Origin of the sequence: Streptomyces sp. GbtcB7, assembly GCF_019091445.1 — a bacterium.
GTDB lineage: Bacteria > Actinomycetota > Actinomycetes > Streptomycetales > Streptomycetaceae > Streptomyces > Streptomyces mirabilis.
On sequence record NZ_JAGXJM010000035.1, the window covers coordinates 94,702 to 107,317 of the forward strand.

Here is a 12,616-nt window from a genome sequence, read left to right on the forward strand (position 1 = left end):
GCTCAGCCAATACCCCTGGGGGTATATCCCGAGGATTGCGAGGAGCCCTCCATGCCCTCCACCCACTCCGCCTCCGGCGCCGCCCGCGACCACTTCCAGGTGTTGATCATCGGAGGTGGAACCGCGGGCATCACCGTCGCGGCCCGCCTGCGGCGCGCCGGTGTCTGCGACATCGCGGTGCTCGAACCGGCCGACGTCCACTGGTATCAGCCGCTGTGGACCCTGGTCGGCGGCGGCCGGGCCCCACTCGCCGTCACCCACCGCCCCGAAGCCTCCGTCATGCCCAGGCAGGTGCACTGGATCCGCGAGGCCGCCACCGCCGTCGACCCCGAGGCGCGGACCGTCACCACCGCCGCGCATCGCACCATCGGCTACGACCACCTCGTGATGGCACCCGGTCTCCAACTGGACTGGGACGCGATCCCCGGCCTCGACGCCGCCGTTGGGCACGGTGCCGTATCCAGCAACTACGCTTTCGAGCACGCCCCGTACACCTGGGAACTCATCCGTGGCCTGCGCTCGGGCACCGCGGTCTTCACCCAGCCGAGCGGCCCGGTGAAATGCGGCGGTGCCCCGCAGAAGATCGCCTATCTGGCCGCCGACCACTGGCGCAGGCAGGGGGTCCTGGACCGTATCCGGGTGGTCCTCGTGCTGCCCGCCGACTCCATGTTCGGTGTACCGGTCTGGCGCAGGGCCCTTGAACGTGTCGCCGAGCGTTACGGCATCGAGGTCCGGCTGAACTCCGAGATGACCGCCGTCGACGGCGCGGCCCGTCGGCTGACCGTGGCCGACCACTCCACCGGCACCGAGGACAGTCTCGCGTTCGACCTGCTCCATGCCGTACCGCCGCAGCGCGCCCCGGGCTGGGTCGAGCGCGGCCCGCTGGCCGATCCCGCGAGCCCCTACGGCTACGTCGAAGTGGACAAGCACACCCTGCAACACCCACGGCACCGCAATGTCTTCGCCCTTGGCGACGTCGCCAACCTGCCCACCTCCAAGACCGGCGCCGCCGTCCGCAAGCAGGCCCCTGTCCTGGTGGCCAACCTGCTGGCCGAGATCAACGGCGAGCACCGTGAACAGCGCCGCTACGACGGTTACACGTCCTGCCCGTTGGTCACGGCCCGCGGCAAGGTGCTGCTCGCCGAGTTCGACTACGACCAGCGCCCCGCCCCCAGCATCCCCCTGCTGGACACCACCAAGGAGCGCCGCGACATGTGGCTGCTCAAGCGGTACGGCCTGCCTGCCCTGTACTGGCGCGGCATGCTCAAGGGCCTCGTCTAGGGCGCCCTCGCCGTCGCTGACGGTCGCCGGCCGGTGGCCGTAGCCGAAACACCTCCGCGCATGCCCGTGAGATACCCCCCGGGGTATTTCTGTTACGGTGGATGTCAGATACCCCCCGGGGTACTTTCATCCGGAAGGAGCCGAACCCGTGTTCTTCGTCGACACCCTGGAGTTCGAGGGCCTGGGCAACCGCAGCTACCTGGCGGGCGGCCCTGGCGAGGCGGTCGTGGTCGATCCCCCGCGGGACATCGATCAGGTGATCGCCGCCGCCGCCCGGCGAGGCGTGCGGATCGCGTACGTGGCCGAGACGCACCTGCACAACGACTACGTGAGCGGGGGGCTCGAACTGGCCCGGGTCACCGGTGCCCGCTATCTGGTCCCGGCCGGGGCCTCGGTGTCCTTCGCCCGCACCCCGGTCGCCGACGGCGACACCGTCACGGTCGACCGGGGCCTGGCCCTGAGGGCACTGGCCACCCCCGGCCACACCCCGCACCACACGTCCTACGTCCTGGAAGAGGAAGGGCGCGGCGTGGCCGCCTTCACCGGCGGATCACTGCTGATCGGTACGGTGGGGCGGCCGGACCTGGTCGAACCGCGGCTGACCGAGCAACTGGCCCGCGCCCAGCACGCCTCCGCCCACCGTCTTGCCGAGGAGCTGGACGACGAGGTGCCGGTGCTGCCCACGCACGGGTTCGGCAGTTTCTGCTCCGGATCCCAGGCCGAGGGGGACACCTCCACGATCGGGCGGGAACGCAAGACCAACGAAGCCCTGACCCGCGACGTGGACACCTTCGTCGCCGACCTGCTCGCCGGTCTGGACGACGTCCCGGCGTACTACGCGCACATGGGCCCGGCCAACGCCGCAGGCCCCGCTCCCGTCGACCTCACCCCGCCACGTCCGGCCGACGCCGCACAGATCGCCCAGCGGCTGGCGGCCGGTGAATGGGTGGTCGACCTGCGCAACCGTGTCGCGTTCGCCCAGGGGCACGTCGCCGGCTCCTTCAACTTCGAGGGCGACGGCAAGCCGGCCACCTACCTGGCCTGGCTGATCCCGTGGGGCAAGCCCGTCACGCTGCTCGCCGACACACCCGAGCGGATCGCCGCGGCACAGCGGGAGCTGGCCCGGGTCGGCATCGACCGGCCGGTCGCCGCCGCCACCGGCGGTCCGTGGGACTGGGTGCCCGGGGGAGTGGAGCCGCGGTCCTTCCCGCGCGCGACCTTCGCCGACCTCGCCGCCCGCCGCGGTCGCGGCGAGGACGTGGTGGTGCTGGACGTGCGGCGCGACTCCGAGCGCGCGGGCGGCTTCGTAGCGGGCTCGGTGCACATCCCCATCCATGAGCTGCCCGGTCGTCTCGGGGAGGTGCCCGCGGGGGAGGTGTGGGTGCACTGCGCGGGCGGGATGCGCGCGGCGATCGCCGCCTCCTTCCTGGACGCCACGGGACGCGGCGTGGTCGCCGTCGACGACAGCTTCGACGCCGCCGTCGAGGCCGGACTGACTCTCACCAGGTCCAGCACCGGCTGACCCTCACCTGGTCCAGCACGGGCTGACTTCCACCTGGTCCGGCATGGATCGACCCGCACCTGGTCCGGCACAGACCGACCCTCGACCGGTCTTGCGCGGACTGACCCGCATCGGTTCCGAGCGCACCCGGTCTCGTACGGACTGCTGCACCTCAGTCAGTCCCACACGGACCCACCGCCGCCCCCGCCGCAACACCCCTTCGGAGTGATGAACCCATGTTCTTCCGCAGCCGCAGCCGCGCCTCCCGTCGTCTCGACCCTGTCCAGGCCCACCAGCGGGCCGCCCACGGCCAGGCCGTCCTGCTCGACGTCCGTGAAACCGCCGAGTGGGAGGCGGGACACGCACCGGATGCGCTGCACCTGCCCCTGGCCCGGCTGGTGGCGGGAGAAGCCCTGCCACCAGCCGCCCAGGGCAGGCCGGTCGTGGCGATCTGCCGCTCCGGCCGGCGTTCCCGGCAGGCCGTCGAGATCCTGACCGGCCGGGGGACGAAGGCCACCGATGTCACCGGCGGCATGGTCGCCTGGGCGCGGGCCGGTCTGCCGGTGGCCGGCCCGGACGGAGACGACGGTGCCATAGCGTGAGCGCGTTCGTTCTTGCGCTTGTCGCGGGGGCCCTGGTCGGTCTCGCGCTGGGCGCGCTGGGCGGGGGAGGCAGCGTCCTCGCCGTGCCCGCCCTGATCTACCTGCTCGGTTTCACCCCGGCAGCGGCCACCACCGCAAGCCTCCTGATCGTCACCGCGACCTCGCTCACGGCCCTGTTCGGCCACGCGCGCAGCGGCCATGTGCGGTGGCGGGCCGGCACCCTGTTCGCGGCCGCCGGCATCCTCCCGGCGGTGGCGGCCGGAGCGGCGTCGGCCCGGCTGCCGCAGCCGCTGCTGATCGCCGCGTTCGCCGCCGTCGCCGCCCTGGCGGCCACTCGCATGCTGCGCCCCTCCCGGGCGACGTCCGCCACGGAGCCCGGCGCTGTTCGGCCGGCCAGGGCCCTCGGCACCGGAGCGGGGCTGGGCGCGCTGACCGGACTGCTGGGGGTGGGCGGCGGGTTCCTCGCCGTGCCGGCCCTGGTCACCGTCCTGGCCTTCGAGATGCAGGCCGCCATCGGCACCAGCCTGCTGATCATCTCGGTCAACTCGCTGGCCTCGCTGCTCACCCGCGGTGCCACGACGTCGGGTCTGGACTGGACGTTGATCGCGCCCTTCACCGGGACCGCGATCCTGGGCGCCTGGGACGGCAAACGCCTGGCCGGCAAGGTCTCGGGCCCCCTCCTTCAGCGCACCTTCGCCGTGGTCCTGCTGGCGGTCGCCACGTTCATGCTCGTCGACGCCCTGACCTGACCCCGGCCGGTCCCGGCGGACTCACGCCAGGGACAGGAACAGCTTCTCCAGACGGGCCCGCATCCGCTCACGGTCGCCGTCGGTGGCCAGGTCGGCATCGGTCAGACAGTGCTGCAGACCGGTCGCGATGATCGCGAACCCGGCCTTGTCCAGCGCCCGGGAGGCCGCGGCGAGCTGGGTGACCACGTCCTCGCAGTCCCGTCCCTCCTCGATCATCTTGATCACTCCGGCGATCTGACCCTGCGCCCGGCGCAGCCGGTTGACCACCGTCTTCAGTTCCTCGGCTGCCATCGCCAGTTCCACAAGCACTCCTTCGATATACCCCCGCGGGTATCCTGTCCGTGGGGTGAAGCACCAGAAAGTGAAGGAAATTCCCGTGACCCCCACTTCCCTCGCCCCGGACCAGGCCCACACCCGGCTCCACGAGCTGACCGTCATCGATGTACGCACCCCCGGCGAGTACGCCTCGGGCCACATAGCGGGCGCGCACAACATCCCCCTGGACCACCTGGACGCGGCCCTGCCCGTCCTGAAGTCCGCCGCCGAGCGCGGTGAACTCGTCGTGGTGTGCGCCTCCGGCGCCCGCTCCGCCCAGGCCTGCGACACCCTCACGGCGCACGGCATCCCCGCCGCCACCCTCACCGGCGGCACCACCGCCTGGAGCCGGCACGGACACGACCTGCACCGCCCCGCCGACGCCCGCGGCGTCTGGCCCATGGACCGTCAGGTCCGCTTCGTCGCCGGGTCTCTGATCCTCGCCGGACTCGCGGTCGGGCAACGCCGGGCGTCCGCCCGCTGGTTGTCCGTCGGCGTCGCCGGAGGCCTGGTCTACTCCGCCGTCAGTGGCAGCTGCGCCATGGCCCGTGTTCTGGCCAAGCTCCCGCTCAACCAGCCCCGTGCCACCGACTTCGACGACACCCTCGCCGTACTGGCCGCAACAGGGCAGTAGTAGTCGGAAATCGATGCCGTCGCGATCATCTCCGATCGCCTGATGTCAGCCTCGGAGATACTCCCGTCGGCGCCTCGGCCGTCCGCATACGGTGCGGTCACGTGGCGGGACGGGCATCGCCGATCCCGCCGCACAGCCGACAACCAAGGGGAGGCGCTATGGCGAGTGTGGAAGTGTCGCTGAAGGAAATGATGACCGCGGCCGAGGGAGCGTTGGGGGCGGCCGTGGTCGACTACACCAGCGGCATGGCGCTGGGCACGCTGGGCGGGGGCAAGGACCTCGACCTCACGATCGCTGCCGCCGGAAACACGGATGTCGTCCGCGCGAAGGTGCGGACCATGGAGCAACTGGGTCTCAAGAGCCGGATCGAGGACATCCTGATCACTCTCGAATCGCAGTACCACCTCATCCGGCCGGTCACCGGACGCAACGGCAACGGTCTGTTCCTCTACCTCGTGCTCGACAAGGCGCGTTCGAATCTGGCGATGGCCCGCCACCAACTCAAGCGCGTCGAGGAGCAGTTGGAAGTCTAGGCCGACCGGATCCTCGGGCCGACGTGCGCCCACGATGTGAAGACTTCTTCAAGTCACCACATCAGCATCATCCCAACAAGTGGATGTGTGCGGCTATGAGCGAGAAGGATCGGCAGCGACGGACACAGGGTACGGCGGCGCTTTCCGGGCGTCGCCGCACCGTGTGACGACCATCCCCACGCGGCAGGGAGCGAGCACCGATGCGGGTCCCCCTCTACCAGGCCAAGGCGGAGTTCTTCCGCATGCTGGGACACCCCGTGCGCATCAGGGTCCTCGAACTGCTGCAACACGGCCCCGTCCCGGTGCGGGACCTGCTCGCCGACCTCGACATCGAGCCGTCCAGCCTGTCGCAGCAGTTGGCCGTACTGCGTCGTTCCGGCATCGTGGTGTCCATCCGCGAGGGCTCCACCGTCAGTTACGCGCTGGCCGGCGGTGACGTCGCGGAGCTGCTGCGCGCGGCCCGCCGCATCCTCACGGAGCTACTGGCCGGGCAGAACGAACTGCTGGTCGAACTGCGGCAGAACGACACGTCCCTGCCACCGGTGTCCTCCGGCGGCTGAGTCGGTGCGGGGCCATGGGCCGCGCCGCTCCGTCACCCTTTCGCGGGCGGCACACCGACCAGTTTTGTCAGGAACCGGTCGACCTGCTCCTCCAACGGGGGCCAGGGCAGCTCGGGTTGGTTGACGCGCAGTGACACCGCACCATGGACGGCCGTCCGCAGATCCAGGGACACGGTCTCGGCGTCGCCCCGCGGCGCCAGCCCGGCGTCCATGCAGCGACGGATCGCCGCGGTCGTGCGCCCGGCCATCTCCTCCTTGAAGGACATGTCCCTGCGCCGGTTGAGCGTGCTCTCGTGCAGCACCTTGTACAGCCCCGGGTGCTCGCGGGACCACGCCCCGAGCAGCGCGGTGCGGGCGCGCAACGCGGCTACCGGGTCGGTGGCACCCGACTCCGCCTCGTCCACCGCGCGCAGCAGGTCCGCGTGGCAGCGCTCCAGCGCGGCCAGCACCAGCGCGTCGCGGTCGGCGAAGTGGATGTAGACGGACGTCGCGGCGACGCCCACCTCGCGAGCGACGGCACGCAGCGACAGGGCCTCGTCGTCGGCGAGCTCGCCCAGCAGCCGCAGTGTCGCGTCGACGATCTCGGCACGCAGCCGCTCGCCCTGGCCCCGCGGGTTGCGGCCGCGTGAGGTGGTCCGGGCGGTCTTCCGGGCCGGGGTGGTGGCGTCCATGGTTCGGCATTGTAGGGGACGCCCTGTAGGTCTACAGTTGTAGCACTACAGGTGTTCACCTATGGGGGAGTCGCCATGACACTGCCGACCCAGAGCACGATCGTCGAACTGGACCCGGTGTTCGCGGAGATGGCTGCCGCGAGCTTTCGACTCGCCGGTGAGGGCCCGGAACTGACGCCACGCGAGCGCATCCTGCTCAGCCTCGTCGCCGACGTGTGCGAACAGGTCCTCGGAGTGCCGTACGAACTGCATGTGCGAGCCGCCCTTGACCAGGGCATCGACGCCGACGACCTGCGCGAACTGCTCCGCTTCATCTCCTACGACAGCGGATACCCGGCGGCGCTGGCCGCGCTGGTGCGGCTGGCCGAGATCGAGCGCGAGCACGGCCTGCCCGGACCGACCGGCAAGGGCCACGAGGTGGACGCGGACGGCACGGGCAGCCCGATTCCCGCGGCGATGCGCGCCCAGGTCCAAGCCCTCGACCCGGGCCTGGCCGACTACATGGACCTGCAGTCGCGCATGCGGGCCGACATGTCCCGCATCAGCGTCCGCGAACGGGCGTTCGCCACCATGACGGTGGACGTCCTCTACCAGACCCTCCAGGAAAGCTTCCGCGCTCACGTCGGCCGCGCACTGGGCGCGGGGGCGACACCGGATGAGGTCCGCGCCGCCGTCCGCGTCACCGCGCCATTCGGAATGACAAGGACCTGGCGCGCCTTGAACGTCCTCGACGCGCTGCTCGCCGAGCGGGAGGAACAGGAGGGGAAGCGGACGCCCGGCGCCGCCTGACCTTCCTCGCCCGCGCCAAGGTTCTCGCAACGGTGCAACTCACGGTCTGGACGGTGTCCTCATCGGCCTGCACGAGATTGGACTGCACGAGATCGGCCTGCACGAGCCTCGCAGTCGCCGGGACGGAGTTCTCGCCCGCCGAGGCCGACACCATCACCGACTGTGCCGTCCCGCCTCTCGCGCCTTCGTGAAGACGCGGTCAGGCGGGCTGCCACAGCTCGACCCGATTGCCCTCGGGATCGGTGACCCAGCCGAATCGACCGACACCTTCCATGTCCTGCGTCTCTTCGGCCACGTCCGCTCCCTTGGCGCGCAATTGCGCGAGCATCGCATCCAGGTCGCGGACCCGGAAGTTGAGCATGGCCTGCTGGGCGCGGGACCCGAAGTAGTCGGTCTCGGACTCGAACGTCGCGAACACCGTCGGCCCGGTCTCCTGACGCCACAGTCCGTTCTCATCGGCGTCCAGGCCCAGGCAGTCGCGGTACCACGCGTTCAGGGCCGCCGGGTCGGCGGCCCGCATGAAGTACCCACCGATTCCAAGCACACGTTCCATGCCGCCATCTTGCCAGGACGGTGATCGGGCGGCCCGGCACCACACCATCGCCCGCTTCACACCCCCGTCTCGATCGCTGGGGTCTCGGCCGGCCGTCCGTGAACCACGGCCAGGCTCACAGCGCGGCTTCGACGACGAAGAGCTGGGCGTCCGTGCCCGAGCAGGGTTCGACGACGGCCTCCGCGCCCGCGACGGTGCTCGCGGCTCTGATGCCCACGCACTTCTCGTCGGTCACATGGATCAGATAGGTCCGGCCGACGGCCTGCCCGGAGACCCCGGAATCCCGCGATTCCCTGGATTGCTCGGATTCCCGGGATTGCTTGGGTCGCTCGGATGCCTTGGGTTCCATGCGTACGAAGCGGAAGGCGGTGGTCCGGTCGCACGCCTCCCACGGTTCGAGCAGACCCTTGCCGGGCCCGGAGGTGAGCGCCTTCAGGCAGCCTTTCCCCTGGTCGGGTCGGAACCAGGAGATGCGGTAGGCGTTCTTGCCCACCGGCTCCAGAGTCGTCGTCTGCGGCTCCGTCTCGCCGCACGGGCGCTGTACGGCGACGAGGGAGCCGTACCGGTTGTCCGCCACCTGTCCGTCCGTCACACACAGGCCGGGGGACCCGAGTGGCCGGATGAGGACCTGGTCGCGCGGCAACTGCGTGGACGCGGAGGTCGGTGCGGACTCGGACGTCCCCGAGCCGCCGGAGTCACGCAGGGCGGCCCAGGAGGCGGCAGTGACCAGCGCGACGGCGACGACGGACACGGCGACGACGCGCGTGCGGCGGGCGTCCGTGAGTCGCCGGACCGTGCCAGGGGCGTTCGCTGCCGAGGGGCCGCTCTCCGAGGACAGCGCCGGAGATTCGGCGGCTCGCTGCCGTGCGGCAAGCCATTCGTCCACGTCATCGCCCTCCCCGCATGCGCGGACGAACGCGGCCAGCAGTTCCGGCCGCGGCAGTGAGCCATTGCGCAGCACGTCGGCCAGCGTGCTGCGCGGCAGCAGCTCCCCGTGCCGGGCGGCGCGCTCCTCCAGCTGTCGGTACGTCAGCCGGGAGCGCGCCTTCAGCTCGCGCAGCTCCGCGTTCAGCTCAGCCGCGGTCCGTAACTCCTGCAACGCGAGCGCCCTCTGTTCCATGCGATCCATATTTGTCGTGGGCCTGCCATGGAACAAAACCCTTTCAGGACAACGTCACCCGACGACTACCGCGCCTTCGGCGAGGTGTAGCCAAGGACCCTGCCCGCAGCGGCGGCCTGGGTCTTCTTGGAGGTGAGCTGCTCGAGCGAGGTGTTTCCCTCCACGGAGTTGTAGACCTTCCTGGCGGAGTTGTACGAGGTCACGACGCCGACGTGGTCGGCCCGTCCGTCACCGTTGTCGTCGTAGCTCACGACGTCACCGGGCTTCGGCTTGTAGGTGTTCGCCGCCACCTGCGCCTTGGTGTGCCAGGTTCCGTTGGACCTGCCGTACGTGCGGAAGGAGTCGGCTGCCGCGTTCAGGCCGGTGATCTTCGCCTTGCCCCAGTACCAGGTGTACTTGGCGAAATCCGCGCACCAGGCGCGCGAGGTCCACTTGACGCTGGTCCAGGTCTTCGTCCAGGCGCCGTTGACCTTGACGTACATGTAGCCCTTGCTCGTCCCGCACGCCTGGCGGTTGACGATCGTGCCGGTGCGGGGCGCGCTGGTGTGGTCCCACTGGAGGTTTGCCTTCGCCGTCCAGAAGCCGGTGTAGAAGTTGCAGTTGTTCCTCTCCGTGTCGCCGTCCTTGGCGTCGCCCTCGTACTTCCGCTTCTGCACCTCGGCGTTGCCGCTCGTGTACTGGCCCAGCGCCTGCTCGGCGATCAGCGCCCCCGGAGCGGTCGCCGCGTGGGCTGGGGCGGCCATGACGAGGCTCCCCAGTGTCATGGCCAGGGCCGCCCCCGCGACGGCTGTGGTCTTCACCGTGTTCATCGCAGACATCCGTGCTTCCTTCCATCCGATCCGTACCGGACCCGAAGGCGGGTCCGGCTGACAGACCGAAAGGCTGGCCAGGGTGTTCGAGGTCATCAATAGGTTGAAGTGTCCAGGACATGTCCGGGACACCCGTGACCTGTCCGGCCTGGTCAGGGGCTTGTCCGGGCTGCACGCGGTGACCGGAACGGGGCACCGGACCCCCCTTCGGAAGGAGGGACGCGGAATCTTCGGGCGGACCTCAGGCGCAACCCCACGTCCTTCGCGTGTGTCTTGACCCGCAGGAGCGGCGCAGTGCGCGCGGCAGGGTGAGGAGCTCGCGATGATGTCCGTACGCATGTGGGGGCCCGGAGTGGGAGCCGTGGCAGTGCTGTTGGCGACGGGGGCGTGGGCGCGGTGGCCGGTGGGCGTGGACACACGGCTCTGGTCCGAGGTGCGACCGGTGATCGAGGCCCGGCTCGTGACTCAGGCAGGAGGGAGCGGCTACGGGGAGAGCATGCCTGCCCTCAGGGCGAAGTGGTTCTGCCGGGCGGAAGCACTGGACCTCCGGGAGAACGGAGACCGGGTGCGGGCCGGGGTCGACACGCAGTGCCTGGAGTACGGGGTGCGTGCCGGCGCCCTCGTGGAGTGCGGCGGCGCTCACTTCCCGCAGGTGGTGCGGCTGGAGCGGGACACCGACGGCGGCTACCGCGTCGTGGCGCAGGAGGAGCCGCCGGACGGCGCCGGCTACGCCGAGTGGGAGGAGAACCACTTCAGCTTCGTTTCCGAATCCCGGCTCGACGACGGCGCCGGGACGCCCGCCGCGCTGGAGACCGCGGCCCGCGCGCACTTCGGACTGCCCGCCGGCGCACCGGTCGACGACTGCTGAGCCCAGCCCCTTCCGCTTGGCCGTCCGCACAGGCAGACCTTCTCGCACGGCACGTCGGCCCGATACCCGTGTCAGGTCGACGTTCCACTGGAAGGTGTCGGAGGCGGGTTCGCCGTGAACTGTTGCCGACTTGCCAGTAGGCGGCCTGAAGCGCCGGGCGTTCCTCAGGTGACGTCCGGGGCGGCAGGCGGGACGCGCGGGTGCCTGGGAAAGAGGTGGCGCACGCCCCGCCCGCACAGGTCGAGGGCGAGTTCACAGAACATGGCATTGGCCCAGCCGAACCAGTCCCGGGTGAACCGGCCGGGGTCGTCGACATGGAAACTCTCGTGCATCAGCCCGGTGCCCGCGGTGGTGGCGGCCAGTGTGTCCAGAGCCCGCGCCGCGTCGCTCTCGTCGCCGGTCAGCCCGGCGACGGCGATCGCCAGCGGCCAGACGTGTTCGTGCGGGGTGTGCGCACTGCCCACCCCGGACGCGAACCTGCCGCGGAAGTAGGAGGAGTTCGCGTCGGACAGCACGAGCCGCCGAGTGGACCGGTACAGCGGGTCGTCCTGGGCGCACCAGCCGCTGAGGGGGAGGCTCAGCAGGCTGGGGAGATTGGCGTCGTCGCCCAGCAGGACATGGCCCCGGCCGTCCACCTCGTACGCCAGCACGGACGCGCCGCCCGCCTCCACCACCGCGGTCGCCAGGATTCCCGCGTCGATCTCGTCCGCCAGCGCCAAGGACGTCCGGGCGAGTTCCATGTCGTGCAGGACGGACTCGGCCAGTGCGGCCAGGCCGTGCAGGCATGTCGACGCCAACGCGTTGGCCGGCACGAGATAGCCGTACGTGCAGCGGTCGTCGCTCGGTCGGAAGCCCGACCACGTCATACCGGTCCACGCCACCGGCGCGCCGCGGCCGCCGAGCGGAAGGGTGTCCGACGAGAAGGGGCCGGAGGGCCGGACGAATCGATACGGTGACCGCTCGTGCGCCTGCTCGACACGCCAGGTTCGTACGATCGTCCACGCGGCGCGGCGAAAGCCGTCGTCGAGGTGGTCCACACGACCGGTCGCCCGCCAGATCGCGTACGCCAACTGCAGTGGCGCGCACAGCGAGTCGAGTTCGTACTTGCGCTCCCAGACCCAACTTCCCACCCCGGGGCGGTCGGTGGGCTCGCCCTGCGCGTCGGTGGGGCCGTCGTTGAAGGCATTCGCGTACGGGTCCAGCAGGACGCAGCGGATCTGACGCCGCGACACGCCGACCAGGACATCGCCGATCCGGGGATCCGCGGCCAGGGCCAGGTAGGGACGCATCTGGGCGGTGCTGTCGCGCAACCACATCGCCGGTATGTCGCCGGTCCTGACGAAGACCTCCGCCGCCCAAGGGGCCGCAGGAGTTCCCCAACTCATCGACGTGGCCCAGGTGTTGGTCAGGCAGCTCTCGACGATGTCCGCGGCCGGGCCGGTGCCCCGCAGTTCGGTGGCGAGCTTCCCTCCGAGCGTCCTCAGGGACTCCGGAACGCTCCAGGGCGGAGGAGATTCGGGAATGGGAAACGTTACCATCACGCCTCTTGACTCCTCCTGTGACCTACGCCACGGTGTGATCAACGGGGAATGGAAACGTTACCTTGAGGGAGCTGGCGACCACCAGACCGG

The 12,616-nt window shown here is 70.6% G+C and carries 15 protein-coding genes; 9 read left to right on the top strand and 6 right to left on the bottom strand.

Annotation, left to right across the window (positions count from 1 at the left end; translation table 11 throughout):
- Positions 1–51 precede the first annotated feature (51 nt).
- From KVT44_RS42130 to KVT44_RS42145, 4 genes are all read left to right on the top strand, one after another.
- Positions 52–1,281 (top strand): FAD/NAD(P)-binding oxidoreductase, encoded by a 1,230-nt coding sequence (locus tag KVT44_RS42130; RefSeq protein ID WP_217573189.1) that lies wholly within the window; start codon positions 52–54, stop codon positions 1,279–1,281.
- A 148-nt stretch (positions 1,282–1,429) separates the two neighbouring features.
- The gene (locus tag KVT44_RS42135; protein WP_217573191.1) at positions 1,430–2,803 is read left to right on the top strand and encodes an MBL fold metallo-hydrolase; all 1,374 of its coding nucleotides are present in this window, start codon (positions 1,430–1,432) and stop codon (positions 2,801–2,803) included.
- 215 nt (positions 2,804–3,018) lie between these two features.
- Positions 3,019–3,384 (top strand): rhodanese-like domain-containing protein, encoded by a 366-nt coding sequence (locus KVT44_RS42140; protein ID WP_217573193.1) that lies wholly within the window; start codon positions 3,019–3,021, stop codon positions 3,382–3,384.
- Complete coding sequence (locus KVT44_RS42145) at positions 3,381–4,133, top strand: sulfite exporter TauE/SafE family protein (RefSeq protein ID WP_190170600.1); 753 nt, start codon at positions 3,381–3,383, stop codon at positions 4,131–4,133. The genes KVT44_RS42140 and KVT44_RS42145 overlap by 4 nt, the downstream gene beginning before the upstream one ends.
- Before the next feature lie 21 nt (positions 4,134–4,154).
- Here the strand turns inward: KVT44_RS42145 and KVT44_RS42150 are convergent, their stop codons facing one another.
- Positions 4,155–4,436, bottom strand: coding sequence for a metal-sensitive transcriptional regulator (locus KVT44_RS42150; protein ID WP_217573195.1), 282 nt, complete (start codon positions 4,434–4,436; stop codon positions 4,155–4,157).
- Positions 4,437–4,509: 73 nt separating this feature from the next.
- Between KVT44_RS42150 and KVT44_RS42155 the strand changes: the two genes are divergently transcribed.
- The 3 genes from KVT44_RS42155 (at position 4,510) to KVT44_RS42165 (ending at position 6,175) form a co-directional block, all read left to right on the top strand.
- Positions 4,510–5,082 (top strand): rhodanese-like domain-containing protein, encoded by a 573-nt coding sequence (locus KVT44_RS42155; RefSeq protein WP_190170599.1) that lies wholly within the window; start codon positions 4,510–4,512, stop codon positions 5,080–5,082.
- A gap of 158 nt (positions 5,083–5,240) precedes the next feature.
- The gene (locus tag KVT44_RS42160) at positions 5,241–5,615 is read left to right on the top strand and encodes a hypothetical protein (RefSeq protein ID WP_060900066.1); all 375 of its coding nucleotides are present in this window, start codon (positions 5,241–5,243) and stop codon (positions 5,613–5,615) included.
- Positions 5,616–5,815: 200 nt separating this feature from the next.
- On the top strand, positions 5,816–6,175 hold the full coding sequence (locus KVT44_RS42165) for a helix-turn-helix transcriptional regulator (RefSeq protein WP_060900065.1): 360 nt from the start codon (positions 5,816–5,818) through the stop codon (positions 6,173–6,175).
- A 32-nt stretch (positions 6,176–6,207) separates the two neighbouring features.
- On the opposite strand, the gene KVT44_RS42170 is transcribed toward KVT44_RS42165, so the two are convergent.
- On the bottom strand, positions 6,208–6,846 hold the full coding sequence (locus KVT44_RS42170; protein ID WP_217573197.1) for a TetR/AcrR family transcriptional regulator: 639 nt from the start codon (positions 6,844–6,846) through the stop codon (positions 6,208–6,210).
- Positions 6,847–6,921: 75 nt separating this feature from the next.
- Here KVT44_RS42170 and KVT44_RS42175 point away from each other — a divergent pair, with 75 nt between their 5' ends.
- Positions 6,922–7,635 carry a carboxymuconolactone decarboxylase family protein gene (locus tag KVT44_RS42175; RefSeq protein ID WP_217573199.1) on the top strand — a complete coding sequence of 238 codons (714 nt, stop codon included), beginning with the start codon at positions 6,922–6,924 and terminating at the stop codon, positions 7,633–7,635.
- A gap of 199 nt (positions 7,636–7,834) precedes the next feature.
- On the opposite strand, the gene KVT44_RS42180 is transcribed toward KVT44_RS42175, so the two are convergent.
- The 3 genes from KVT44_RS42180 to KVT44_RS42190 form a co-directional block, all read right to left on the bottom strand.
- Entirely contained in the window at positions 7,835–8,188 is a 354-nt protein-coding gene (locus KVT44_RS42180) for a VOC family protein (protein WP_143610486.1), read from the bottom strand.
- 115 nt (positions 8,189–8,303) lie between these two features.
- On the bottom strand, positions 8,304–9,308 hold the full coding sequence (locus KVT44_RS42185; protein WP_217573201.1) for an RICIN domain-containing protein: 1,005 nt from the start codon (positions 9,306–9,308) through the stop codon (positions 8,304–8,306).
- 65 nt (positions 9,309–9,373) lie between these two features.
- Complete coding sequence (locus tag KVT44_RS42190) at positions 9,374–10,126, bottom strand: CHAP domain-containing protein (protein WP_190170595.1); 753 nt, start codon at positions 10,124–10,126, stop codon at positions 9,374–9,376.
- Positions 10,127–10,439: 313 nt separating this feature from the next.
- Here KVT44_RS42190 and KVT44_RS42195 point away from each other — a divergent pair, with 313 nt between their 5' ends.
- Positions 10,440–10,985: a hypothetical protein gene (locus KVT44_RS42195; RefSeq protein WP_254650641.1), complete on the top strand. Its 546-nt coding sequence runs from the start codon at positions 10,440–10,442 to the stop codon at positions 10,983–10,985.
- 164 nt (positions 10,986–11,149) lie between these two features.
- Here the strand turns inward: KVT44_RS42195 and KVT44_RS42200 are convergent, their stop codons facing one another.
- Positions 11,150–12,523, bottom strand: coding sequence for a glycoside hydrolase family 125 protein (locus KVT44_RS42200; protein ID WP_217573240.1), 1,374 nt, complete (start codon positions 12,521–12,523; stop codon positions 11,150–11,152).
- Positions 12,524–12,616 lie beyond the last annotated feature (93 nt).